Origin of the sequence: Streptomyces sp. NPDC012508 (assembly GCF_042902595.1) — a bacterium.
Taxonomy (GTDB): Bacteria; Actinomycetota; Actinomycetes; order Streptomycetales; family Streptomycetaceae; genus Streptomyces.
In genome coordinates this window covers 41,893-66,346 of sequence record NZ_JBIBEO010000011.1, presented here as the reverse complement: position 1 = coordinate 66,346, position 24,454 = coordinate 41,893, and the positions used below count along the sequence as shown (strand labels likewise).

Here is a 24,454-nt window from a genome sequence, read left to right as displayed (position 1 = left end):
CCTTCACAGGACGATCACATCTCGGGGACCGGTCGGCCCGGAGGCCGACGCGACGCCGACCTTGTACCGTCTCAGGGTGAGTACGCCCCCCGCCCAGCCCCCCGCTCCCGAGCTCTTCACCTGGGAGTTCGCGACCGATCCGTACCCCGCCTACGCCTGGCTGCGTGAGCACGCGCCCGTGCACCGGGCGAAGCTCCCCAGCGGGGTCGAGGCGTGGCTGGTGACGCGGTACGCGGACGCCCGGCAGGCCCTCGCCGACCAGCGGCTCTCCAAGAACCCGGCGCACCACGACGAGCCGGCGCACGCCAAGGGGAAGACGGGGATCCCGGGGGAGCGCAAGGCCGAGCTGATGACACATCTGCTCAATATCGACCCACCCGACCACACCCGGCTGCGGCGGCTGGTCTCCAAGGCGTTCACCCCGCGCCGGGTCGCCGAGTTCGCTCCCCGGGTGCAGGAGCTGACGGACCGGCTGATCGACTCCTTCGCTGCGAAGGGCGAGGCCGACCTCATCCACGAGTTCGCCTTCCCCCTGCCCATCTACGCGATCTGCGACCTGCTCGGCGTGCCGGCCGAGGACCAGGACGACTTCCGGGACTGGGCCGGGATGATGATCCGGCACGGCGGAGGACCGCGCGGCGGTGTGGCGCGGTCGGTCAAGAGGATGCGCGGGTATCTGGCGGAGCTGATCCACCGTAAGCGGCTCGATCCCGGCGACGACCTGATCTCGGGGCTCATCAAGGCCTCCGACCACGGCGAGCACCTCACCGAGAACGAGGCCGCCGCGATGGCCTTCATCCTGCTCTTCGCCGGCTTCGAGACCACGGTCAACCTGGTGGGCAACGGGGTCTACGCCCTGCTGCGCAACCCCGGTCAGCGCGAGCGGCTCCAGGCCTCGCTCGCGGCGGGGGAGCAGGGGCTCCTGGAGACCGGTGTCGAGGAGCTGCTGCGCTACGACGGGCCGGTGGAGCTGGCGACCTGGCGGTACGCCATGGAGCCGCTGACGATCGGCGGGCAGCGGATCCCGGCGGGTGATCCGGTCCTCGTGGTGCTGGCCGCCGCCGACCGCGACCCGGCGCGCTTCGAGGAGCCGGACACGCTCGATCTGTCCCGGCGCGACAACCAGCACCTCGGCTACGGGCACGGCATCCACTACTGCATCGGCGCGCCGCTCGCCCGCCTCGAAGGGCAGATCGCGCTCGCGACGCTGCTGACTCGCCTGCCGGACCTGCGACTTGCCGCGGATCCGGCCGATCTGCGGTGGCGCGGAGGGCTCATCATGCGGGGATTGCGCACGCTTCCGGTCGAGTTCTCCCCTTTGGGTGACTGACGGACCGTCAAGACTGTGACTTTCGCGTGATCTCCGCTGCATCGACTTGTTACTGACGTTCGAATGCCGCTACGTTCACCGTCACCTCAGCAGTCACGCGAAAGGCCCTCCCCATGCGCTCCGGGAACGGACGACACCGCAGACCCCGCCAGGCCCCCGCCATCGTTGTCGCCGCAGGCGTGACGGGATCGGCCTTGGCGCTTCCCCTCCTGGGTGCCGGCTCGGCGTCCGCCGCCGACGCCGCCACCTGGGACCGGGTCGCCGAGTGCGAGTCGGGCGGCCTGTGGAGCGCCCACTTCGGCAACGGGCTCTACGGCGGACTCCAGTTCACCCAGGAGAGCTGGGAGCGGCACGGCGGCCTCGCGTACGCGACCAGTGCGGACCTCGCCAGCCGCGCCCAGCAGATCGCGGTGGCGGAGAGGGCGTTCGCCGCGGGCGACACGCAGTGGGCCACCTGCGCCCCGATCGCCGGGCTGACGAACGACGGCGCCAGGCCCGATGTGGACCCGGGCCCGGCCGTGAAGCCGGCGGAGCCCACGGGTCCCCTCCCGGAGTCGAACCGGACCGCGGGCCTTCCGGCCGGATCCGAGACGTCGTCCCCCGAGGCCGGCACCCCCGAGGCGGAGACCCCCGAGACCACCTCGCGGGGGGCGGACAGGTCGACCGCGACGCCTGAGGCGTCCACCACGCCCGGGACGTCCGGCACGCCCAGCGCTCCGTCGACCCCGGGTACCGGGAAGCATCGCGGCGACGCGGCTCCGGAGGAGTCGGTCAATCCGGGCAAGAGTGGCGAAAAGGGCCGCCATGCCTCCCCGGCCGACTCGCCGACCGGCACCCCGTCTGACACCCCGACACCTGGCGCGGACGCCGATGCGGCAGATCAGGACAACCGGGGCAGTAAGGGCACTCCGGACAGCCTGGACAACACGGCCGCTCAGGACATCACCGACGCGATCGGTGAATACACCGTCAAGCCGGGCGACAACCTCTCGGCGATCGCCCAGCAGAACGAACTCCCGGGCGGCTGGGGCGCCCTCTACGACGCCAACCGCTCGACGGTGGGCACCGATCCGGACCTCATTCTCCCTGGCCAGAGCCTCGACCTCAGTCTCGGGTCGACCGCGAACCAGGGGTAGTTCGGGATCGTATGTCCGGTTCTGCGCCAGTGAGACATGGGTCTCTTTGTCTCAACTGGCGCGTCCCGTCCGCAAACTCTGCTTCCGTCACCTCTCACCTGCGTAAATACCCTTCGTCCCGAGGTAAGTAGGGATGATTTGTCCGACCTGGACCTCTTTGAACTTCCCCCGGGTCTGTGTCTACGGTCAGGACCGCTCGCCACCGCGGGCCCCGTCGACCGAATCGCCGAATCCTGCCGTCGGCCGATGGGAACAGTCGTCGCGTCAAGCGCCGTAGGCAGGAGCGGGGGACCCAAGGTAAGTGCCGTCCCCGGCCGTTGAGACAGACGGCCGACGGACCGGCTTGGGGTGAAGCCGCGCGCAAGGTCGCGCGGCCGGGCAACTCACATGGCCCGAACCCGACAGCTCACCTCGCAGGCGTCGGTGAGGAGAAGTTCCATGCTGTTTTCCGCCAAGGGCAAACACCGTCGTGCCTCCAAGGCCACCCGCGCCGTCGCCCTCGCCGGTGTCGCCGGTGTCGCCGTCGCCGCCCCGCTGATGACCGCCGGGTCCGCCTCGGCCGCCACGGCCTCCGAGTGGGACACCGTCGCCCAGTGCGAGTCCGGTGGCAACTGGTCCATCAACACCGGCAACGGCTACTACGGCGGCCTGCAGTTCTCCGCCTCCACCTGGGCCGCCTACGGTGGCACCGCGTACGCCGCCACCGCCGACCAGGCCTCGAAGTCGCAGCAGATCACCATCGCCGAGAAGGTCCTCGCCGGCCAGGGCAAGGGTGCCTGGCCGAGCTGTGGCGTCGGCCTCTCCAACGCCGCCTACACCGGTGGCGCCGCCGAGACCGCGCCGGCGAAGCCGGCCGCCCCGAAGCAGCAGGAGCGTCAGGCCGAGGAGCCGACGACCCGCAGCGAGACGCGGACCGCCCCGAAGAAGGCCGAGTCCACGAAGACCGTCACCACCCCGACCGGCAAGAAGGTCAAGAAGGGTGACGGCGAGTACAAGGTCGTCGCCGGTGACACCCTGAGCACCATCGCCGCCGCGCACGACGTCAAGGGCGGCTGGGCGAAGCTCTTCGAGCTCAACAAGGACGTCGTCGAGGACGCCGACCTGATCTTCCCGGGCCAGCAGCTTCACCTGAAGTGAGCCCGGCGGCTCGCGTGAGTCCGGCGGCTCACGCGGGTCCGATGACCCTCCCGCGGTGACCACCCCGGTCCGGAGCGTTCTTCCCCCGTGCGCTCCGGGCCGGGGTTCCGCGTGTCCGGGGGCGCAGCCCCGGTTACCACCGAGTAGTTCTGGGGGTCTTTGGCCCCAGATGCGTGCCCTTGGGTCCTTTTTCGTCCCAGGGGGCGGGCGCCCGGCCGACGGGAGCCCTGGAGCCGGTTAGGCTCTTGCCGCAAGGCCAAAGCGACCCTGCACCGCAAGCGTCACATCTAGCGTCACATCCCAGAAGGAGATGCTCGTGCCGTCCATCGACGTCGTCGTAGCCCGGGAAATCCTGGACTCCCGAGGCAACCCCACGGTCGAGGTCGAGGTCGGCCTCGACGACGGCAGCACCGGCCGTGCTGCTGTTCCGTCCGGTGCCTCCACCGGTGCGTTCGAGGCCATTGAGCTCCGTGACGGAGACAAGAACCGCTACCAGGGCAAGGGCGTCGAGAAGGCCGTCCTCGCCGTGATCGAGCAGATCGGCCCGGAGCTCGTCGGCTACGACGCCACCGAGCAGCGCCTCATCGACCAGGCCATGTTCGACCTGGACGCCACGGACAACAAGGCCTCCCTCGGCGCCAACGCCATCCTCGGTGTCTCCCTCGCCGTCGCGCACGCCGCGTCCGAGGCCTCCGACCTCCCGCTCTTCCGCTACCTCGGCGGCCCGAACGCGCACCTGCTGCCCGTTCCGATGATGAACATCCTGAACGGCGGCTCGCACGCCGACTCCAACGTGGACATCCAGGAGTTCATGATCGCGCCGATCGGCGCGGAGTCCTTCTCCGAGGCCCTGCGCTGGGGCACCGAGGTCTACCACACCCTCAAGTCCGTCCTGAAGACCAAGGGCCTGTCCACCGGCCTCGGCGACGAGGGCGGCTTCGCCCCGAACCTGGACTCCAACCGTGAGGCGCTCGACCTCATCCTGGAGGCCATCAAGCAGGCCGGTTACGTCCCGGGCAAGGACATCGCGCTGGCGCTCGACGTCGCCGCGTCCGAGTTCTACAAGGACGGCTCGTACGAGTTCGAGGGCAAGTCCCGCTCGGCCGCCGAGATGACCGAGTACTACGAGGAGCTCGTCTCCGCGTACCCGCTGGTCTCCATCGAGGACCCGCTGTTCGAGGACGACTGGGCCGGCTGGAAGGTCCTCACCGACAAGCTGGGCTCCAAGGTCCAGATCGTCGGCGACGACCTGTTCGTCACCAACCCGGAGCGCCTGGCCCGCGGCATCGAGGACGGCGCCGCCAACGCCCTGCTTGTCAAGGTCAACCAGATCGGTTCGCTGACCGAGACCCTGGACGCCGTCGAGCTGGCCCAGCGCAACGGCTTCAAGTGCATGATGTCGCACCGCTCCGGCGAGACCGAGGACGTCACCATCGCCGACCTCGCCGTCGCCACCAACTGCGGCCAGATCAAGACCGGCGCCCCGGCCCGCTCCGAGCGCGTCGCCAAGTACAACCAGCTCCTGCGCATCGAGGAGATCCTCGACGACGCGGCCGTCTACGCCGGCCGCAGCGCCTTCCCGCGCTTCAAGGGCTGATCGGCTGATCCCGGGGAACCCTCGGTTACGTACGTCCCCGCACCCGGTCCCGTACCGTGTGCGGGGACGCACTTGTTACGGGACGACACAGGGGAGGCGACAGGAGATGGCCGCGAAGGACCGGGACCGGTTCTCCACCGCGACCAGGATCAGGTTGCTCGGCGAGCAGACCGCCGCCCGTGTCTACCGCTCCCAGACCCGCCGTCAGGCCCGCCGCTCCCGGCTCACCGGCCGGGCCGCCTTCCTCGCCCTGGTGGTCTGCTCGCTGGTCGTCGCGCTCGCGTACCCCATGCGCCAGTACGTCTCCCAGCGCGGCGAGATCGCCGAGCAGGAGCGCCAGGCCGCCGACGCCGCCGCGCGCGTCGAGGAGCTGCGGGACGAGAAGGCCCGTCTCCAGGACCCCGCCTACGTCCGCCGGCTGGCCCGCGAGCACCTCCACTACGTGATGCCCGGCGAGACCGGCTTCACCGTGAACGACCCCGAGGCCGAGCGCGCCCGGCGCACCGAGCAGGGCGCCGCCGAGCACCCCTGGTACTCCGACCTCTGGGACGGCGTCGACCGCGCGGACGCGCGCCGCTAGCGCGGGCGACCCGCACACCGGAGCCGACCCGCAGCCGACCCGCAGCCGACCCGCACCGAAGCAGACCTCCCCACCGACCGCCCCCGACGACACTCCGACGAGAAGACAAGACGTAACGATGGAAACGCCCCCTCCGCAGACCGCACGCACCGAGCCGACCGAGGCGGACGTCGCCGCCTTCGAGCAGCAGCTCGGCCGCCCGCCCCGGGGTCTGCGCGCCATCGCGCACCGCTGCCCCTGCGGCAACCCGGACGTCGTCGAGACCGCGCCGCGGCTCCCGGACGGCACCCCGTTCCCCACGACGTACTACCTGACCTGCCCCCGCGCGGCCTCCGCGATCGGCACGCTCGAGGCCAACGGGGTCATGAAGGAGATGCAGGCCCGGCTCTCCACCGACCCGGAGCTGGCCGCCTCCTACCGGGCCGCGCACGAGGACTACATCGCCCGCCGTGACGCCATCGAGGTTCTCGAGGGCTTCCCGAGCGCCGGTGGCATGCCCGACCGCGTGAAGTGCCTGCACGTCCTCGTCGGCCACTCGCTGGCCGCGGGACCTGGCGTGAACCCGCTGGGCGACGAGGCGATCGCCATGCTGCCGGAGTGGTGGGCCAAGGGCCCCTGCGTCACGCCGTGCACGGACGAGAAGGAGTCGGCGGAGTGACCCGGGTCGCGGGCATCGACTGCGGTACGAACTCCATCCGCCTGCTGGTCGCCGACGTCCACCCCGAGACCGGTGAGCTGGTCGAGCTGGACCGGCGGATGACGATCGTCCGGCTCGGGCAGGGCGTCGACCGGACCGGCCGCCTCGCGCCCGAGGCGCTGGAGCGGACCTTCGCGGCCTGCCGTGAGTACGCCGCCGTCATCAAGGAACTGGGCGCCGAGCGGCTCCGCTTCGTGGCCACCTCCGCCTCCCGTGACGCCGAGAACCGCGACGAGTTCGTGCGCGGCGTCCTGGACATCCTGGGTGTCGAGCCCGAGGTGATCACCGGTGACCAGGAGGCCGAGTTCTCCTTCACCGGCGCCACGGGCGAGCTGCACGGCACCGAGACGTACCTGGTCGTGGACATCGGCGGCGGCTCGACCGAGTTCGTCGTCGGCAACAAGCACGTCGAGGCCGCCCGGTCCGTCGACATCGGCTGCGTACGGCTCACCGAGCGCCATGTCCGCAGCGACCCGCCGGCCGCCGAGGAGGTCGACGCGATCCGCGCCGACATCCGGGCCGCGCTCGACCTGGCCGAGGAGACCGTCCCGATCCGTTCGGCCGGGACCCTGGTCGGGCTCGCGGGCTCCGTCACCACGGTCGCCGCGATCGCGCTGGGGCTCCAGGAGTACGACTCGGAGCGGATCCACCACTCCCGTGTTCCGTACGAGAAGGTCGCGGAGATCGTCGGGTCGCTGCTGGGCTCCACGCACGCCGAGCGCGCCGCGATCACCGTGATGCACCCCGGGCGAGTGGACGTCATCGTCGCCGGGGCGCTCGTGCTGCTGGAGATCATGGAGCGGACCGGGGCCCGCGAGGTCGTCGTCAGCGAGCACGACATCCTCGACGGAATCGCACTGTCCGTGGCATAACGGGCACCCGGCGACGCGTCCGGAATCGGTCCGCCGAGAAAGTTCGTGAAGTTCTTCACAAGGAAAAGGGCCCTGATGGGGGCTGTGGAGGGCCATTAAGGCCTCCAACGCCCCTGTCGGGGCTCTTTCGTAGGCGGGGAGCCCGGTTCGCTCGATGTTTCCATCGTGTGAATGCACCCTGTGGTTCCGCGTTAACGGGGGCTCTCCAGGCCAGTTCAGTAGGGGTGAACAACGTTCACCCCTGCACCCTGGTTCCTTTGCACGACCATGACCTGGGTCACGTGGGCGGCGGAGTGTAGCAGAGGTACCCGAAGAGCTTGTGAAGGGGCGCACGAGCGACCCCCCTGGGAGGGGTGGATACTCGGATGCATGAGCACCACGGAGCGTCCCAGGATCCTCGTAGTAGGCGGTGGGTACGTAGGCCTGTACGCAGCTCGACGCATCCTCAAGAAGATGCGTTATGCGGAAGCGACCGTCACGGTCGTCGACCCGCGCTCGTACATGACGTACCAGCCCTTCCTCCCCGAAGCCGCCGCAGGCAGCATCTCCCCGCGCCACGTCGTCGTCCCGCTGCGACGCGTCGTGCGCGGAGCCGAGGTGCTCACCGGTCGCGTCACCAGCATCGACCAGGACCGCAAGGTCGCCACGATCGCGCCGCTCGTCGGCGAGGCGTACGACCTGCCGTTCGACTACCTGGTCATCGCGATGGGCGCGGTCTCCCGTACCTTCCCGATCCCCGGCCTGGCCGAGCAGGGCATCGGCATGAAGGGCGTGGAGGAGGCCATCGGCCTCCGCAACCACGTCCTGGAGCAGCTCGACAAGGCCGACTCCACGACCAACGAGGAGGTCCGCCGCAAGGCGCTGACCTTCGTCTTCGTGGGCGGCGGCTTCGCCGGAGCGGAGACCATCGGCGAGGTCGAGGACATGGCCCGCGACGCGGCGAAGTACTACACCAACGTGAAGCGCGAGGACATGCGCTTCATCCTGGTCGACGCCGCCGACAAGATCCTTCCCGAGGTCGGCCCGGAGCTGGGCCGCTGGGGCAAGGAGCACCTCGAGGGCCGCGGTGTCGAGATCTACCTCTCGACGTCCATGGACTCCTGCGTCGACGGCCACGTCGTGCTGAAGAACGGCCTCGAGGTCGACTCCAGCACGATCGTGTGGACCGCCGGCGTCAAGCCCAACCCGGCGCTCTCCCGCTTCGGCCTCCCGCTCGGCCCGCGCGGCCACGTGGACACCTCCGAGAAGCTCCAGGTCCAGGGCACCGACTACATCTGGGCCGCCGGCGACAACGCCCAGGTCCCGGACGTCGCCGCCCGCAAGGCCGGCGTCGAGAACGCCTGGTGCCCGCCGAACGCCCAGCACGCGCTGCGCCAGGCGAAGGTCCTCGGCGACAACGTGGTCTCGGGCATGCGGGGCTTCCCGCAGAAGACGTACGAGCACTCCAACAAGGGTGCTGTGGCGGGCCTCGGCCTCCACAAGGGCGTCGCCATGATCGTCATGGGCAAGATGAAGATCAAGCTCAAGGGCCGGCTCGCCTGGTACATGCACCGTGGCTACCACGGCATGGCCGTGCCGACCTGGAACCGCAAGATCCGCGTCTTCGCCGACTGGACCCTCGCGATGTTCCTCAAGCGCGAGGTCGTCTCCCTCGGTGCGATGGAGACGCCGCGCGAGGAGTTCTACGAGGCGGCCAAGCCCGCCCCGGCTCCCGCCACCCCGGCGCAGGAGAAGGCCAAGGCCTCCTGACGCGCTGACAGCAGGACCCTACGTTCACCGAAAGGGCCGTCCGCCATCCGTGGTGCGGACGGCCCTTTCGCGTGTTTTTGCGGAGTCGTTGCGCGGCGGCGGGAGTGTTTTCGCCTACGGACGGTGTTTACGTGGTGACGAGCATTTCTGGGGCACGACATCACGGAGGTGTGCACCATGGCCGACGCCGCACTGCGGCTGACCACTCTCGCGGAGGATCTGCTGGGGTCCCCGCTCCCGGTGCGGCTGCGAGCCTGGGACGGCAGCGAAGCCGGCCCCGCGGACGGCCCCGTTCTGATCGTCCGGGACCGGCGCGCCCTGCGCCGGTTCCTGTGGAAGCCCGGCGAACTGGGCCTCGCACGGGCCTGGGTGGCCGGTGAGATCGACGTCGAGGGCGATCTCTACGAGGCCCTGGACCGGCTGTCGGGGCTGCTCTGGGAGCGCGGCGAGGAGACCCGGAGCGCCCTGGAGTCCGTACGCGACCCGAAGCTGCGCGCCGCGGCCGCCGCGTTCCTGAAGCTGGCCGGGCCACTGCCGCCCCCGGCGCCGCCCGCCGAGGAGATGCGCCGGCGTGCCGGATCGCGGCACAGCAAGCGCCGCGACAGACAGGCGATCAGCCACCACTACGACGTGGGCAACGACTTCTACCGACTGGTCCTCGGGCCGTCGATGGTCTACTCGTGCGCGTACTGGACCGAGGGCGGGACCTTGGAGGACGCCCAGCGCGACAAACTGGACCTCATCGCCCGCAAGCTGAACCTGAAGGAGGGCGACCGGCTCCTCGACGTCGGCTGCGGGTGGGGCTCCATGGCCATGCACGCCGCCCGCGAGTACGGCGCACAGGTCGTCGGCATCACCCTCTCGCGCGAGCAGGCCGCCTACGCCCGCAAGCGGATCGCCGAGGAGGGCCTGACGGACCGGATCGAGATCCGGGTCCAGGACTACCGGGACGTCAAGGACGGGCCGTACGACGCGATTTCGTCCATCGGCATGGCCGAGCACGTCGGCGAGGCCCGCTACCGCGAGTACGCCGACATACTGCACACCCTGCTCAGGCCCGGCGGCCGGCTGCTCAACCACCAGATCTCCCGCCGCCCCGAGCCGGACGAGGAGGCCTACCAGATCGACGCCTTCATCGACGCGTACGTCTTCCCCGACGGCGAACTCGCCCCGATGGGACGCACGCTGACGACGCTGGAGGACGCCGGCTTCGAGGTGCGCGACGTCGAGGCCATCCGCGAGCACTACGCCCTGACGCTGCGCCGCTGGGTGGCCAACCTGGAGAGCGACTGGGCGAGGGCCGTGCGGAGCACCTCGCCGGGCCGGGCGCGGATCTGGCGGCTCTACATGGCGGCCTCCGCCGTCTCCTTCGAGCGCAACCGGATCGGCGTGAACCAGTTCCTCGCCGTGAAGACGCCGGAGTCGGGAGCCTCGGGCGTGGCGCTGCGGCCGCGGGTCTGGAACGAGAAGGCGTAACCGTACGAACGGCGAAGGGCCGGGCTCCCGCGGGGGAGTCCGGCCCTTCGCTTTTCGCGCCCTGCTACTCGGTCTTGATGGCCGTCAGCATGTTCAGCCTCGCCGCGCTGCGGGCCGGCCACAGGGAGGCCAGGACGCCGACCAGTCCGGCCAGGACCAGGAAGATCCCGATCCGGTCCCAGGGCAGGACCAGCGCGTAGCCCGGCAGGCTGCTCTTGAACGTCTCGCCGATCGCCCAGCCGAGGAACGAGCCGAGACCGATGCCGACCACCGCACCGAAGAGCGAGATGACCACGGCCTCCAGACGGACCATCCGCTTCACGCGGCGCCGGTCGAGACCGATCGCCCGCAGCATGCCGATCTCCTGCTGACGCTCGAAGACGGACATGGCCAGGGTGTTCACGACGCCCAGGATCGCGATGATCAGGGCCATCGCCAGCAGGCCGTACATGATGTTCAGGAGCAGGTTGATCTGGCCGCCGAACAGGTCACGGATGTCCTTCTGGTCCATGACGGTGATGGCCGGGTTGTCGCCCATGGCCTTCGCCAGCGCCTTGTCGTTGGCCGCCGAGGAGCCGCCGTCCATCGAGACGAAGATCTGCGGGATGTAGGACTGCTGCTCGTGGGCGGTGATGATCTTCGCGTCGACGACGACCGGCGAGACGAACTCGCTGTCCTCGAAGATCGCGCCGACCGTCAGCTTCCCCTTCTTCTTGTCCCCGAACTCGACCGGCAGCGTGTCGCCGACCTTCCAGCCCTGCTTGGTGGCGGTCTTCTCGGCGATCGCGATCCGGCCCTCGCCCAGCGAGCCGAGCGAGCCCTTCACGGTGTTGAGCTTGATGAGCTTCTCGATGTCGCCGGGGGTGACACCGGAGGCCGAGACGTCCTTGCCCTTCAGCGTGAACCAGCCGGCCAGCTGCGGCGAGACGGCAGTGGCGCCCGGCGTCTTCCTGATCGCATCGAGGGCCGTCGCGTCCAGACCGTCACCCGCGCCGTCGGCCATGGTGATCATGTAGTCGGCCCGGATCTGGTCCGTCGTCATCTTGTCCAGGGCGGCGCCGACGGTCGTACCGAGCACGGTCAGGCCGGTGACCAGGGTCAGACCGATGGCGAGCGCGGAGGCGGTGGCGCCGGTACGGCGCGGGTTGCGGACCGCGTTGAGGCCGGCGAGCTTGCCGGAGACCCCGAAGACACCCACGAACAGCGGACGGATCAGGGCGATCACCGGGCGGGAGAGCAGCGGGATCAGCACGATCACACCGATGAGGGTGGTGAACGCACCGCCCGCGATGAACATCCGGCCGTCGTCGCCGCCCTTGCCGGCGCCGAGCACGATCAGGACCGCGCCGAGCGTGGTGATCGCGGCGCCGATGGAGTTCCGGACCACCAGGGACTTGGTCGTCGCGGCGGCGTGGACGCTGCTCATGGCGGCGACCGGCGGGATCTTCGCGGCGCGTCGGCCGGGCAGCCAGGCGGCGAACATGGTGATCAGGACACCGACGCCGAGCGCGGCGACGAGCGGGGTCGCACCGAGGACCAGCGGGCCGCCCGGCACCTTCAGGTCGAAGGCGTTCATGCCCGCGCGGAGCCCGACGGCGAGCGCGATGCCCAGGCCGTAGCCGACGGCGGAGGCCACCAGGCCGACCAGACCGGCCTCGGCGAGGACGGAGCGGGTGATCTGCTTGCGCGAGGCACCGACGGCGCGCATCAGCGCGAGCTCCTTGGTGCGCTGGGCGACCAGCATGGTGAAGGTGTTGGCGATCAGGAAGACGCCGACGAAGAGGGCGATGCCGGCGAAGCCGAGCAGCACCTGCTTCAGCGCGCCGAGCCCGGCCTCGATGTCCTTGGCCTGCTGGTCGGCGAGCGCCTGCCCGGTCTGGGCCGTGGCGGCCTTCGGGACGACCTTCAGGACCTCGTCCAGGAGCTTGTCGGCGTCGGTGCCGGGGGCGGCGACGACGATGGCGTCCCGGTAGAAGCCCGGCTTCACGTACTGCTTCTGCGCGACGGTGTTGTCGAAGAGGACCAGGCTGCCGCCGGCGCTGACCGCGCCGTCGTCGGTGGTGAAGATGCCCGAGAGGGTGAACTCCTTCACCGGGCCGTTGGTGGCGACGCGGACGGTGTCACCGACCTTGTAGCCGCCCTTGGCCGCGGTCTCCTTGTCCAGGGCGATCTGGCCGTCCTGGAGCGGGCCCGCGCCCTCGGTGAAGTCGTACGCCCGGTCCTTGCCGTCGGCGCCGGGGGCGAAGTTGGTGCCCTTGTTGGACCAGCCGACACCGATCAGCTTGCCGTTCTTGTCGGGCACGCCGGCGAAGCCGTCGACCCGTCCGGTGACGGAGGTGACGCCGTCGATCTTCTCGATGCGGTCGACCACAGCCTGGGAGAGGCCGGGCGTCTTCGCGGCCTCCTCCTGGCTCGGGTAGAGGTTCACGGCGACGGCGACGTCGTCGTAGCTCTTCGCGGACTGGTTGCGGAAGGCCTGGGAGAGGGTGTCGGTGAAGACCAGGGTGCCGGAGACGAAGGCGACGCCGAGCATGACGGCGAGCACGGTCATCAGCAGCCGGGCCTTGTGCGCGAGCACGTTGCGCAAGGCGGTACGGAACATGTGTGTGTCCTGGGGTGGTGGCCGGCGCCTGCGGGGCGGGCCGGGAAGGGAGAGGACTGGAAGGGCGGGGCGCACACGGCCGGAGGCCGTTCACCGGTCACCGCCGGGCGCCGGGGGTCCGGCGTCGGGCGCCGGTACGTTTCGCCCGCGGGCGGCGCGACAGGCGCCGGTACGTTTCGCCCGCGGGCGGGCGCGACGGGCGCCGGTGCGTTTCGCCGCGCGGGCGCGGCGTCGGTGCCCGGGCGGGGCGGTGCGGCGGGCGCCGCTGCCTCAGCTCGTACGGCCCTTGGCGTCGAAGGCCTTCATGCGGTCCAGCACCCCGTCCGCCGTCGGGGCGATCATCTCGTCGACGATCCGGCCGTCCGCGAGGAAGATCACCCGGTCCGCGTAGGACGCGGCGACCGGGTCGTGGGTGACCATGACGACCGTCTGGCCCAGCTCCCGTACCGAATTGCGCAGGAAGCCCAGGACCTCGGCGCCCGAGCGCGAGTCCAGGTTTCCGGTCGGCTCGTCACCGAAGATGATCTCGGGGCGGGAGGCGAGCGCGCGGGCCACGGCGACGCGCTGCTGCTGGCCGCCGGAGAGCTGCGTGGGGCGGTGGTGCAGCCGGCCGGACAGGCCGATCAGGTCGATGACCTTCTCCACCCACTGCTTGTCGGGCTTGCGGCCCGCGATGTCCATCGGCAGCGTGATGTTCTCCAGCGCCGTCAGCGTCGGCAGCAGGTTGAACGCCTGGAAGATGAAGCCGATCTTGTCCCGGCGCAGCTGCGTCAGCTGCTTGTCCTTGAGGGTGCCGAGCTCCGTCTCGCCGAGGCGGACCGATCCGGAGCTGAAGGAGTCCAGACCCGCGACGCAGTGCATGAGGGTCGACTTGCCGGAGCCGGAGGGGCCCATGATCGCGGTGAACTCGCCCTGCCGGAAGTCCACGGTGACCCGGTCGAGGGCGACCACCTGGGTCTCGCCCTGTCCGTAGACCTTCGAGAGATCCGTGGCGCGGGCGGCCACCGCGGTGGCGCGGGACACGGTGGGGGTGGTGGTCACGAGGGACTCCTGTCACTGCGGGGTGTTCGGGAACCACTCCATCGTGTCGAGCGTTGAGGGCCGGGTCGTCCGCCCACATGCCCGTTCCCGGGGGCGACTGGAGTCGGACCGGGGAGCCCGGCTCTCCTCCTGAGGTATGACGGGGCCCCTGAGACCCGGTACCCCCCCGGGGGATTGCCGCTCCCGGCGGTGTCGAGGCGGCGACTTTCCGTCATTCCGGTGGAGGGACCTTTGCGTCCGCGAGCCCTGTCACACTCCGTCAGACCAGGCCCCACCAGCGCTGACGCTCACTCAGACGTCAATAAAATAAGACAACATCGGGCCGGCGTTCCGCTGAACGAGCGAAGCATCCCGATAGGCTCATGTGCCGACGCGGAGCCGCGCGCCATGCCCGGATGGTGGAATGCAGACACGGCGAGCTTAAACCTCGCTGGCCTTCGGGCCGTACCGGTTCGAGTCCGGTTCCGGGCACTGCACTGGACACGCGGTGTGACGCGTGAGAGCGGTGCGTGACGTGGCACCGAGTGCCTCATCCTCCGAGGGCAACGGCATGCGCGGCCTCATCCCGGGCAGGCGGACGAGGAGATCACCGGCCGAACGGAGTCGGAGTGGACACTCCGGCCGGGCCCGGTCGGGCAGGGCCGTACGGGGCAGCTCACCGCTGTCACCCCCGGTGTTTCCCTAACGATCTCGGAAAGATCCTCCCAGAGCACTAGGGAGTTTCTTTTGCTTGCGCATTACTCTTGACGCAAGGCCGCGCAGTGCGGCCATGGAGGAGTGAGATGAGGAGCAGCAACCCGGTCTTCTCGCGACGGGGGTTCAGCCGCGACAACGGCCACGCCGGCTTCAGCGCGCCGCCGCAGCCGCAGGCCGGGGGCCCCGCCGTCGGAACCAACCCGTACGCCGAAGGCGCGACGAACCCGTACGCGACCAACCCGTACGCGCAGGACACCCAGCTCGGAGCCCCGCAGCAGGCCCGCGGCAACGTGATGACGATCGACGACGTCGTGAGCCGTACGGCCATGACGCTCGGCACGGTCGTGGTCACCGCCGCCCTGGCGTGGTTCCTGCTGCCGGTCGACGAGGCGAACATCGGCAAGTCCTACGGCATCGCCGTCGGCGCCGCCCTGGTGGCCTTCGTCCTGGCGATGGTGCAGTCCTTCAAGCGCAAGCCCTCGCCGGCGCTGATCCTGGCGTACGCGGCGTTCGAGGGTGTCTTCCTCGGCGTGATCTCCGCCACCGTCTCGACGTACATCTCGCCCGGTGTCGTCGCGCAGGCGGTACTCGGCACGATGGCGGTCTTCGCCGGTGTGCTGATCGCGTACAAGATGCGCTGGATCCGCGTCACGCGCCGCTTCTACGGCTTCGTGATGGCGGCCGCGATCGGCTTCATCCTGCTGATGGCGGTCAACGCGCTCTTCTCGCTCTTCGACGGCGCCGGTGACGGCCTGGGCTTCCGCAGCGGCGGCCTCGGCATCCTCTTCGGTGTCATCGGCATCATCCTTGGTGCCTGCTTCCTCGCCCTGGACTTCAAGCAGGTCGAGGACGGCGTGAACTACGGCGCCCCGCGCGAGGAGTCCTGGCTGGCGGCCTTCGGCCTCACCCTGACCCTGGTGTGGATCTACCTGGAGATGCTGCGTCTGCTGTCGATCCTGCAGGGCGACGACTGACGCACGACGCGTGCGCACACCCGTGTGTGACGAAGGGCCCGTCCGGCTTCCGCCGGGCGGGCCCTTCCGCGTCTCCGCGTCTCCGCGTCTCCGCGTCACGAGGGCACGGTCAGCCCTTGAGTGCCGCGTTCAGGAGGACGTGTGCCGCGTCCTTCGCCCGGGCGGCCGGCTCGGGGGAGCCGTCGATGCCCGCGACGACCATGGCGCCGTTGGCGAGCAGCGCCAGCTGGTCGGCCAGCTCCCCGGGCGCCCCCAGGGCGACGGTCTGCTCGGCGAAGTACCCCCGCAGGGCCTGCTTGTGTCCGCGGGCGATGTCGGCGACGTCCGGTGAGATGCCGCCCATCTCGCCGAAGGTGTTGATGAAGGCGCAGCCGCGGAAGCCGGGGTCGGCGAACCACTCGCCGAGGTAGTCGAAGACCGCCAGGACGCGCTCGTACGGGGTGGTGGCGCGGGCGGCTCCATGGGCGGCGATGGCCTCGCGTACGGCCACGTCGCGACGGTTCAGGACGGCCCACACCAGGTGGTCCTTGGACGGGTAGAGCTGGTAGAGGCGCTTGAGCGAGACGCCGGACGCGGAACGGATGGCGTCCATGCCGACCGCCTGCACCCCGCGCTCGTCGAACAGCTCCTCGGCGGCCTCCAGAAGCCGCGCCTCGGCGGTCTCGGTGTCCATCGTCGCTTCACCCCCAGAGTGGGAGAACCATCGTTCTCCCACTCTACCCGGGGCGACGTCAGAGCAGTCTGCGAGCCGCTCGCCGAAGGTCGTACTCGTGGATGATCGCCTTCGCGTGGCCGTACGCGAGGTCGTGCTCGCCCCGGAGCCAGCTGACCTTCTCCTCGAAGCGGACGAGGGAGGGGCCTTCCTCGACGGTGCGGAGCCAGTCGGAGATCTCACGACCGGTGCAATGCGGGATACGGGCGAGCAGGTTGCGGTGGGTCTCTTCGGAGAATGCGTGGGACATCGGCGCCTCCGGACGCGTGTTGCCGTGTGCTCCTTCCCGACACCGTGCCCGAGCGTCGGCGCGTTGGCAACAGTGCGTGGAGGGCGCGTAGGGTCGCGGAGTGCTCGATACGACTGAACTGACCGCCGCCGTCGAACGGTTCGCCGACCGGCTGCGGGCCGCCCCGCAGAGCCGCCTCCAGCGTGGCGCCGCCGCCGAAGGGCTCGCGCTGGCACGGGAGTTGGCGCTGTGGGCGCAGCGGATCGAGGAGCCGGGGGCGGCGGGGGACGGTGGCCGGATCATGCCGGACGCGGGGGTGTTCACCGTCGCCGACCAACTGCTCGTCGCGGGAACCGATCTGGCGGAGGCTCTGCGAACGGCCCCGGCCGGCCCCCGCGAACGGGAACTGGGCGAGGCCGTGAGGCTGGTACGTGAGGCGGCGGAGCGCTCGGGGCTGTAGGCGCGGCAGGGCGCCGGTGCCGGCGCCGGCACGGACCGCCGGGGACCGTGGCGGCCGAACGGCCGCCGGGCGGGGTCAGAGCGAGGCGATCACGCGGTCGGCGAGGATGTAGACGTTCTCGTCGTCCGCTTCTCCGAAGGAGAACGTCAGGGCGTACGCGCCCGAGATGCCGGAGCCGCCGAGCAGGACCGGCGTACGGCCGGCGCGCAGGGCCTCGGCGAGGCGCTCCGCGGTCTCCCGGTGGCCGGGGGTCATGCAGAGCGTGGTGCCGTCGGCGAAGACGTACACGTCGAGCGTGCCGAGCGGGCCGGGGCGTACGTCCGTCAGCGCGGTGCGCGTGTCGGCGAGCTCCTCCAGGCGGGCCACGGTGCGTTCGTGGTCGGTGACGACGGGCGTCTGCACCGGGACGAAGTCCGGGTGCGAGGGGTGGCGGCGGCGGGCCGCGGCGAGCTCGGGGGAGTCCTCCGCGTACTCGGTCAGCTCCGGAAACTCCTCCAGGACGCTGTCGACCCCGGTGCCGTCGAGCGCGGCGGCCTCGGCCTCCATCGCCTCGAGGGCCATGGCCTCCAGGCCCACGAAGTCGGCCTGGCGCGGCACGTAGAAGGGGCCGCCGTCCTCGGCGGGGCTGCCGAGGCCGCCCAGCAGGGAGGGTGCGTCGGCCGCGTCACGGGCCTCCTGGGCCGCCCAGAAGGCACGCGCCTCGGCGAGCTCGCGCTCGCGCTCCTCGGCAAGCGCCTCCGCGACCGCGGCGCGTATCTCCGAGGCGGGCGTCTCGCGGGCGTGCGGGACGGACACCCCGCGCGCGGCGGCGAGTTCACCACGCAGAGCGACGACCTGCTTACGGAGACCGTGGGCAGCGTGCAGGGCGGCGGCGCCCACGGCCGTGGCGGCGGCCGTGGTCACCAGCAGGGCAAGAGACATGGCGCTCACTGACGTACTCCCGATTCCGAGTCGATCCCCCCGACTTCCTACATCAGCTTGTCCTGGGAGTGCGCCCCCTGTCAGTGCATTACGTCACGAAATGGACAGGTATTTGGGCCCGGTGTTTAACCCCGGAACTACTGTGACCTGCGGGAACGACTCTCCCCCGGGACATAGGTCACATCCTGGGGGAGATTCGGTCACGGCTGGGACGCGGGGCGGTTGGATTCCGCGTCAGAAGGCCATGGGAGCGCCGCCGAGGCGCCCCCATGACAGGTTCAGCTCAGCCGCTCGATGACCATGGCCATGCCCTGGCCGCCGCCGACGCACATCGTCTCCAGGCCGAACTGCTTGTCGTGGAACTGGAGGCTGTTGATCAGCGTGCCGGTGATGCGGGCGCCGGTCATGCCGAAGGGGTGGCCGACGGCGATGGCGCCACCGTTGACGTTCACCTTGTCCAGGTCCAGACCCAGGTCCTGGTAGGACGGGATGACCTGGGCGGCGAAGGCCTCGTTGATCTCGGCCAGGTCGATGTCGCCGATCGTCAGGCCGGCGCGCTTGAGGGCCTGCTTGGAGGCCTCGACCGGGCCGAGGCCCATGATCTCGGGGGAGAGGCCCGAGACGCCGGTGGAGACGATGCGGGCGAGCGGGGTCAGACCGAGTTCGCGGGCCTTGGTGTCCGACATGATCACGAGCGCGGCGGCGCCGTCGTTGAGCGGGCAGCAGTTGCCGGCGGTGACCAGGCCGTCGGGGCGGAAGACCGGCTTGAGGCCCTGCACGCCCTCCAGGGTGACGCCGGCACGGGGGCCGTCGTCCGCGCTGACGACGGTGCCGTCCGGGGTCGTGACCGGGGTGATCTCACGCTCCCAGAAGCCGTTCTTGATGGCCTGCTCGGCGAGGTTCTGGGACCGTACGCCGAACTCGTCCATCTCCTGGCGGCTGATGCCCTTCCAGCGGGCCAGGTTCTCGGCGGTCTGGCCCATGGCGATGTACGCGTCGGGGACGAGACCGTCCTCGCGCGGGTCGTGCCAGGTGGAGCCCTCGGACGCGGCGACGGCGGCGGTACGGGCCTCGGCGTCGGCGAAGAGGGGGTTGTGCGTGTCGGGCAGGGAGTCCGAGTTGCCCTTCGCGAAGCTGGAGACCATCTCGACACCGGCCGAGATGAAGACGTCGCCCTCGCCCGCCTTGATGGCGTGCAGCGCCATACGGGAGGTCTGGAGGGAGGACGAGCAGTAACGGGTGATCGTGCAGCCGGGGAGGTGGTCCATCCCCATCTGGACGGCGACGATCCGGCCCAGGTTGTTGCCCTGCTCGCCGCCGGGGAGGCCGCAGCCGAGCATCAGGTCGTCGATGTCGCGCGGGTCCAGCTCGGGGGCCTTGGCGAGGGCGGCCTGGATGATCGTGGCGGTGAGGTCGTCGGGCCGCAGGTCCTTCAGGGAGCCCTTGAAGGCCCGGCCGATCGGGGAGCGGGCGGTCGAGACGATGACGGCTTCGGGCATCACGGCTCCAGGAGGATGCGGCGGGGTGGACGGACTGAAAGGGAAGTTACCTGCACGTACGGCACGGGTCACCGCCCGAGCGGTGTGACGCGGACCTCTTTTCTAAGCGAGCGCTCAGTCGACTGCCTCCACGGGAGGTGGGGCGGGCGTCCCTCACGGCCGGTGGACCTCCTCCGGGGAGGTGGCGGGGTCCGGGGCAGGGGCCGGTTCCGCGAGGCGCCGGCGGCGGCGGTGCTTGAGCAGCGCCCACGGCGCCCGCGCCCCCGTGACCTCCGTACCGGCCTCCTTCGCCGCCTCCGCCGCCGCCTTCGCCACCGGCAGCATGTCCTCGTGGCGGTCCGGCTCCAGGCGGTCCGTTTCCGGCCACACGCCGAGCACCGCGCACACCGTCGGCAGTACCGCCATCGCCGCCGTCGCGTACCCCTCGGCCGACGGGTGGTAGTTGTCCGCCCCGAACATCTCCCGCGGGTTCGCCGCGAACTCAGGGCCGAGCAGATCGCCCAGCGACACCGTCCGCCCGCCCTGCTCCACCACCACGATCGTCTGCGCGGCCGCCAGCTGCCGCGACACCCGCCGCGCCATCCACCGCAGCGGCTGGTAGACCGGCTCGATCGTGCCCAGATCCGGGCAGGTCCCGACGACCACCTCCGCCCCGGTCGTCCGCAGCCGCCGCACCGCGGCCGCGAGCAGCCGCACCGACTCCGTGGCCGGCATCCGGTGCGTGACGTCGTTCGCGCCGATCATGATCACGGCCACGTCCGGCGGGCCCGACGGAGCCGACAGCAACAGCGACACCTGACGTTCCAGATCGTCCGAGCGCGCACCCGGCAGCGCCACGTTCCGCAGCACCACCGGCCGCTCGGCCACCGCCGCGAGCCCCGAGGCCAGCAGCGCCCCCGGGGTCTGCCCCGCGCGACGTACCCCCTGACCCGCCGCCGTCGAATCACCCAGAAGGGCCAGCCGAAGAGGCCCCGAGCCGGGATCCGAGGCCGCGAACGAGCGCCCGTACAGCCCGTCCGCCCCCGGTGGCAGGGGTGCCACCCCGCCCCCCACGTTCCGCTTCGCCAGCTGCACCTCGGCCAGGACCACACCCACCGCCGCCACACCGAGCAGCCCGATGCTCCCACCGCCGTACGCCGCGCCCGCCGCGATCCGCCGTGCCACCCTCGCCCTCGACATGGGGGCAGTCACCTCCTTCAAGCCGTTCAGGATGTAACTGCCCCGTAACCCGCTCCGACTACGCATACGCTGGACGCACCATTACGGAGACCCCGGAGATTACGGTGCAATTCCACGACTCGATGATCAGCCTCGTCGGCAACACCCCGCTGGTGAAGCTCAACAACGTCTCGGCGGGTATCCAGGCGACCGTCCTGGCCAAGGTCGAGTACTTCAACCCCGGCGGCTCGGTCAAGGACCGCATCGCCCTGCGCATGATCGAGGCGGCCGAGGAGAGCGGTGCGCTCAAGCCCGGCGGCACCATCGTCGAGCCCACATCCGGCAATACCGGAGTCGGCCTCGCGATCGTGGCCCAGCAGAAGGGCTACAAGTGCATCTTCGTCTGCCCCGACAAGGTGTCCACGGACAAGATCAACGTGCTTCGGGCGTACGGCGCCGAGGTCGTGGTCTGCCCCACCGCCGTCGACCCCGAGCACCCCGACTCGTACTACAACGTGTCCGACCGCCTCGTCCGTGAGACCCCGGGCGCCTGGAAGCCGGACCAGTACTCCAACCCGAACAACCCCCGCTCCCACTACGAGACCACCGGTCCCGAGCTCTGGGAGCAGACGGACGGGAAGATCACCCACTTCGTCGCGGGCATCGGTACCGGCGGCACGATCTCCGGCACCGGCGGGTACCTGAAGGAGATCAGCGGCGGCAAGGTCACCGTCGTCGGCGCCGACCCCGAGGGCTCGGTGTACTCCGGTGGCTCCGGCCGGCCGTACCTGGTCGAGGGCGTCGGTGAGGACTTCTGGCCCACCGCGTACGACCGGAACGTCACGGACCGTATCGTCGCGGTCTCCGACAAGGACTCCTTCCAGATGACCCGCCGCCTCGCCAAGGAGGAGGGCCTCCTGGTGGGCGGCTCCTGCGGCATGGCGGTCGTCGCCGCGCTCGAGGTCGCCAAGGAGCTCGGCCCGGACGACGTCGTGGTCGTGATCCTGCCGGACTCCGGCCGCGGCTACCTGTCCAAGATCTTCAACGACGAGTGGATGGCCGACTACGGCTTCCTGGAGGACACCTCCTCCGCCACCGTCGCCGACGTGCTGCGGCACAAGGAGGGCGGCCTGCCCTCCCTGGTCCACATGCACCCGGAGGAGACGGTCGGTCAGGCCATCGAGGTGCTGCGGGAGTACGGCGTCTCCCAGATGCCGATCGTCAAGCCGGGCGCCGGTCACCCGGACGTCATGGCGGCGGAGGTCGTCGGCTCGGTCGTCGAGCGCGAGCTCCTCGACGCGCTGTTCACCAAGCGGGCGAACCTGGAGGACCCGCTGGAGCGCCACATGAGCGCGCCGCTGCCGCAGGTCGGCTCGGGCGAGCCGGTCGCCGACCTGATGTCCGTGCTCGGTGAGTCGGCGGACGCGGCGATCGTGCTGGTCGAGGGCAAGCCGACGGGTGTGGTGAGCCGTCAGGACCTGCTCGCGTTCCTGGCCAACGGCGGGGCGAAGGGCGCCACGAAGTAGCGCGACGCGTGTCCGAGCGGGCGTTCGCGCAATCGGTACGAGCGCGACACGTACGCGCAGCACCCGCTTAACACGCGTCCGGCACAGTGTTTCTTGTCGGCGTCAAGGACAACGGAGCGGCTCCCGGACCTCCTGACGACGCCTTCCGGACGCGAGACCGGCCCTGACCCGGGCCCGTGTCCCTCGCGGGGACCGCCGTCGTCCCGCCCCCCAGCAATGGGGGTGCGGCGGTCCCCGCCTCCTCTTCTTCGGGCTCCTTCGCCTCAGGCGCTAGAAGGCGTCCCGGTCCTCGTCGCGCTTCGATCCGAGCGGGAAGCGGCCCCGGGTGGCGTGGACGAAGTTCACGCCGACGATGCCGAGCCAGGCCACGATCAGGCCTTCGAGGTCCGCCTGGGTGACGGCGATCGCGGAGAGAGGGATCGCCAGGAGCAGCGAGATGATGCCGAAGCCGTAGCGCTCGCCGAAGCCCTCGGGACCCGCGCCCGGAGGGCGGACGCCGCGGGCCGTCGCCACCTGCTGTTCGGCCGTGCGGCGGCGGACCTGGCGGTCGATCGTCGTCTCCAGGCTCTGTTCCACCCTGCCGAGGAAGGACTCGATGAGCGCGGACTCGTACTCCGCGCCCAGCTCCCGCCGGGCGTGCAGAGTGGCGTCCAGCTCGGTCTTGAACTCGTCGGTGCGGGCGGGGTCGCGGCTGTCCATAATCGTCACCGTAGGGAGCGCCCGCCCCACCTGTCAGTAGGGGTACCCCCCGCATTTCTTGCCCTCCTGCATATCTTCATGCAGAGTTCAAGGTGAATGAATAGGCGGAAGGGGGACGGCGTGAGCGACAGCCCGGCCGGACGGCTGCAGACGCTCTTCGAGGGGCACCGGCTGACACCGACACAGCGGCGGATCGCGCACTGCATGGTGCGCCGCGCCGGAGACGTGGCGTTCCTGTCCAGCGTGGAGCTGGCCGACCTCGCCGGCGTGAGTCAGCCCTCCGTCACGCGCTTCGCCGTCGCCCTGGGCTTCGACGGCTATCCCGCTCTGCGCCGCCACCTGCGGGAGGTCGCCCCCGCCGGGGAGGTGTCGGGGGAGGCGGGCGAGCACAACGAGTACCAGCAGGCCGTCCTCGCCGAGATCGAGAACCTCCGGCACCTCGCCGAGCTCCTCGCCGACCCCGCACCCGTCGTCCGCGCCGGTCGGCTGCTCGCCGCCTCACGGCCGCTGCCCGTCCTCGGGCTGCGGGCCGCCTCCTCGCAGGCGCGCGGCTTCGCGTACTTCGCCGCCAAGGTCCACCCCGACGTCCGCCTCCTCGACGAGGGCGGCTCGATGCTCACCGACCGTATCGACGCGGCGGTACGGGCCGGGGCCACGGCCCTGCTCTGCTTCGCGCTGCCCCGCCACCCGCGCGAGGTCGTCGAGGCCCTGGAGTACGCCCAGGGCGCGGGAGCGACCGTGGTGACGGTCGCCGAGTCGGCGTTCGCGCCCGTCGCCGCCCACAGCGACCTGCTGATCCCGGCCGCCGTCGGCACCGGGCTCGCCTTCGACACGGCCTGCGCCCCGATGCTGCTCGGCCGCGTGCTCCTGGAGGCGATGGCGGACGAACTGCCCGACGCCCAGGCGCGCCTGGAGGAGTTCGACACCAAGGCGGCGGCTCGCGGCCTCTTCGTGGAGTAGCGGGCTCTCTCAGACCTCCAGCTCGGCCTCGATCTTCTTCAGCTGGTGGCGTGCCATCGCCAGGTTCGCCCGGTCCTTGCTCAGCGCCAGGTAGAGGAACAGGCCGTTCGTCCCGCGCCCCTTCAGCAGCCGGATCAGGTGGTACTGGGTGCCGAGCGTGATCAGGATGTCCTCGATGTCCTCCTGGAGGCCGAGCATCTCCATCGCCCTGACCTTGGCGCGGACCACGTCCGTGTTGCCGGCCGCCGCCACGGTCAGGTCGAGATCCTTGCCGCCTCCGATCGTGCCGAGGGCCATGCCGCTGGTGTAGTCGACCAGCGCGGCGCCGATGGCGCCCTCGATGGTCGCGGCTTCCTTCAGAGCGGTCTCGGTGTTCGCCATGGGTGTCGCACTTCCTTTTCCG

22 protein-coding genes, 1 tRNA gene and 1 riboswitch are annotated in these 24,454 nt (G+C 70.6%); of the genes, 14 read left to right on the top strand and 9 right to left on the bottom strand.

Features of this window, described 5'->3' with window-relative positions; all coding sequences use genetic code 11:
- The first annotated feature begins 76 nt into the window (after window positions 1-76).
- From ACFY8U_RS32385 to ACFY8U_RS32345, 9 genes are all read left to right on the top strand, one after another.
- Window positions 77-1,330 carry a cytochrome P450 gene (locus tag ACFY8U_RS32385; RefSeq protein ID WP_389575761.1) on the top strand — a complete coding sequence of 418 codons (1,254 nt, stop codon included), beginning with the start codon at window positions 77-79 and terminating at the stop codon, window positions 1,328-1,330.
- Window positions 1,331-1,524: 194 nt separating this feature from the next.
- Window positions 1,525-2,466, top strand: a complete 942-nt coding sequence (locus ACFY8U_RS32380; protein WP_389575760.1) for a transglycosylase family protein — start codon at window positions 1,525-1,527, stop codon at window positions 2,464-2,466.
- Between the two features lie 259 nt (window positions 2,467-2,725).
- Window positions 2,726-2,901: riboswitch (cyclic di-AMP (ydaO/yuaA leader) on the top strand.
- Between the two features lie 3 nt (window positions 2,902-2,904).
- The gene (locus tag ACFY8U_RS32375; RefSeq protein ID WP_389575759.1) at window positions 2,905-3,603 is read left to right on the top strand and encodes a transglycosylase family protein; all 699 of its coding nucleotides are present in this window, start codon (window positions 2,905-2,907) and stop codon (window positions 3,601-3,603) included.
- A 310-nt stretch (window positions 3,604-3,913) separates the two neighbouring features.
- Window positions 3,914-5,200, top strand: a complete 1,287-nt coding sequence (gene eno / locus ACFY8U_RS32370; protein ID WP_361672029.1) for a phosphopyruvate hydratase — start codon at window positions 3,914-3,916, stop codon at window positions 5,198-5,200.
- Window positions 5,201-5,306: 106 nt separating this feature from the next.
- Window positions 5,307-5,780, top strand: coding sequence for a septum formation initiator family protein (locus tag ACFY8U_RS32365; RefSeq protein WP_361438616.1), 474 nt, complete (start codon window positions 5,307-5,309; stop codon window positions 5,778-5,780).
- 118 nt (window positions 5,781-5,898) lie between these two features.
- The gene (locus ACFY8U_RS32360) at window positions 5,899-6,438 is read left to right on the top strand and encodes a DUF501 domain-containing protein (protein WP_361601131.1); all 540 of its coding nucleotides are present in this window, start codon (window positions 5,899-5,901) and stop codon (window positions 6,436-6,438) included.
- Window positions 6,435-7,349, top strand: a complete 915-nt coding sequence (locus ACFY8U_RS32355) for an exopolyphosphatase (RefSeq protein ID WP_389575758.1) — start codon at window positions 6,435-6,437, stop codon at window positions 7,347-7,349. The genes ACFY8U_RS32360 and ACFY8U_RS32355 overlap by 4 nt, the downstream gene beginning before the upstream one ends.
- 369 nt (window positions 7,350-7,718) lie before the next feature.
- On the top strand, window positions 7,719-9,098 hold the full coding sequence (locus ACFY8U_RS32350) for an NAD(P)/FAD-dependent oxidoreductase (protein WP_389575757.1): 1,380 nt from the start codon (window positions 7,719-7,721) through the stop codon (window positions 9,096-9,098).
- Window positions 9,099-9,275: 177 nt separating this feature from the next.
- Complete coding sequence (locus ACFY8U_RS32345; RefSeq protein WP_389575756.1) at window positions 9,276-10,574, top strand: class I SAM-dependent methyltransferase; 1,299 nt, start codon at window positions 9,276-9,278, stop codon at window positions 10,572-10,574.
- A 64-nt stretch (window positions 10,575-10,638) separates the two neighbouring features.
- On the opposite strand, the gene ACFY8U_RS32340 is transcribed toward ACFY8U_RS32345, so the two are convergent.
- Both ACFY8U_RS32340 and ACFY8U_RS32335 read right to left on the bottom strand, forming a co-directional pair.
- Entirely contained in the window at window positions 10,639-13,176 is a 2,538-nt protein-coding gene (locus tag ACFY8U_RS32340) for an ABC transporter permease (RefSeq protein WP_389575755.1), read from the bottom strand.
- A 270-nt stretch (window positions 13,177-13,446) separates the two neighbouring features.
- Window positions 13,447-14,217, bottom strand: a complete 771-nt coding sequence (locus ACFY8U_RS32335) for an ABC transporter ATP-binding protein (RefSeq protein ID WP_361438626.1) — start codon at window positions 14,215-14,217, stop codon at window positions 13,447-13,449.
- 389 nt (window positions 14,218-14,606) lie between these two features.
- On the opposite strand from ACFY8U_RS32335, the gene ACFY8U_RS32330 reads away from it, so the two are divergent.
- Both ACFY8U_RS32330 and ACFY8U_RS32325 read left to right on the top strand, forming a co-directional pair.
- Window positions 14,607-14,688 (top strand) — tRNA-Leu (locus ACFY8U_RS32330).
- 311 nt (window positions 14,689-14,999) lie between these two features.
- On the top strand, window positions 15,000-15,887 hold the full coding sequence (locus ACFY8U_RS32325; protein ID WP_361601146.1) for a Bax inhibitor-1/YccA family protein: 888 nt from the start codon (window positions 15,000-15,002) through the stop codon (window positions 15,885-15,887).
- A gap of 109 nt (window positions 15,888-15,996) precedes the next feature.
- On the opposite strand, the gene ACFY8U_RS32320 is transcribed toward ACFY8U_RS32325, so the two are convergent.
- Both ACFY8U_RS32320 and ACFY8U_RS32315 read right to left on the bottom strand, forming a co-directional pair.
- Entirely contained in the window at window positions 15,997-16,560 is a 564-nt protein-coding gene (locus tag ACFY8U_RS32320) for a TetR/AcrR family transcriptional regulator (protein ID WP_389575754.1), read from the bottom strand.
- Between the two features lie 58 nt (window positions 16,561-16,618).
- Window positions 16,619-16,849 (bottom strand): DUF4287 domain-containing protein, encoded by a 231-nt coding sequence (locus ACFY8U_RS32315; RefSeq protein WP_352188531.1) that lies wholly within the window; start codon window positions 16,847-16,849, stop codon window positions 16,619-16,621.
- 100 nt (window positions 16,850-16,949) lie between these two features.
- Between ACFY8U_RS32315 and ACFY8U_RS32310 the strand changes: the two genes are divergently transcribed.
- The gene (locus ACFY8U_RS32310) at window positions 16,950-17,288 is read left to right on the top strand and encodes a hypothetical protein (protein ID WP_389575753.1); all 339 of its coding nucleotides are present in this window, start codon (window positions 16,950-16,952) and stop codon (window positions 17,286-17,288) included.
- Window positions 17,289-17,363: 75 nt separating this feature from the next.
- Here the strand turns inward: ACFY8U_RS32310 and ACFY8U_RS32305 are convergent, their stop codons facing one another.
- The 3 genes from ACFY8U_RS32305 to ACFY8U_RS32295 all read right to left on the bottom strand — a co-directional run bounded on the left by ACFY8U_RS32305 (window position 17,364) and on the right by ACFY8U_RS32295 (window position 20,872).
- Complete coding sequence (locus tag ACFY8U_RS32305; protein WP_389575752.1) at window positions 17,364-18,218, bottom strand: hypothetical protein; 855 nt, start codon at window positions 18,216-18,218, stop codon at window positions 17,364-17,366.
- A gap of 269 nt (window positions 18,219-18,487) precedes the next feature.
- Window positions 18,488-19,708 (bottom strand): acetyl-CoA C-acetyltransferase, encoded by a 1,221-nt coding sequence (locus ACFY8U_RS32300; RefSeq protein ID WP_389575751.1) that lies wholly within the window; start codon window positions 19,706-19,708, stop codon window positions 18,488-18,490.
- Window positions 19,709-19,861: 153 nt separating this feature from the next.
- Window positions 19,862-20,872 (bottom strand): SGNH/GDSL hydrolase family protein, encoded by a 1,011-nt coding sequence (locus ACFY8U_RS32295; RefSeq protein WP_389575980.1) that lies wholly within the window; start codon window positions 20,870-20,872, stop codon window positions 19,862-19,864.
- A 119-nt stretch (window positions 20,873-20,991) separates the two neighbouring features.
- Here ACFY8U_RS32295 and ACFY8U_RS32290 point away from each other — a divergent pair, with 119 nt between their 5' ends.
- Window positions 20,992-22,392 carry a cystathionine beta-synthase gene (locus ACFY8U_RS32290; RefSeq protein WP_361672062.1) on the top strand — a complete coding sequence of 467 codons (1,401 nt, stop codon included), beginning with the start codon at window positions 20,992-20,994 and terminating at the stop codon, window positions 22,390-22,392.
- Window positions 22,393-22,662: 270 nt separating this feature from the next.
- On the opposite strand, the gene ACFY8U_RS32285 is transcribed toward ACFY8U_RS32290, so the two are convergent.
- Window positions 22,663-23,091, bottom strand: a complete 429-nt coding sequence (locus ACFY8U_RS32285) for a hypothetical protein (RefSeq protein ID WP_389575750.1) — start codon at window positions 23,089-23,091, stop codon at window positions 22,663-22,665.
- Window positions 23,092-23,211: 120 nt separating this feature from the next.
- Here ACFY8U_RS32285 and ACFY8U_RS32280 point away from each other — a divergent pair, with 120 nt between their 5' ends.
- On the top strand, window positions 23,212-24,051 hold the full coding sequence (locus ACFY8U_RS32280; protein ID WP_361601167.1) for a MurR/RpiR family transcriptional regulator: 840 nt from the start codon (window positions 23,212-23,214) through the stop codon (window positions 24,049-24,051).
- A gap of 9 nt (window positions 24,052-24,060) precedes the next feature.
- On the opposite strand, the gene ACFY8U_RS32275 is transcribed toward ACFY8U_RS32280, so the two are convergent.
- Window positions 24,061-24,432: a hypothetical protein gene (locus ACFY8U_RS32275; protein WP_389575749.1), complete on the bottom strand. Its 372-nt coding sequence runs from the start codon at window positions 24,430-24,432 to the stop codon at window positions 24,061-24,063.
- Window positions 24,433-24,454 lie beyond the last annotated feature (22 nt).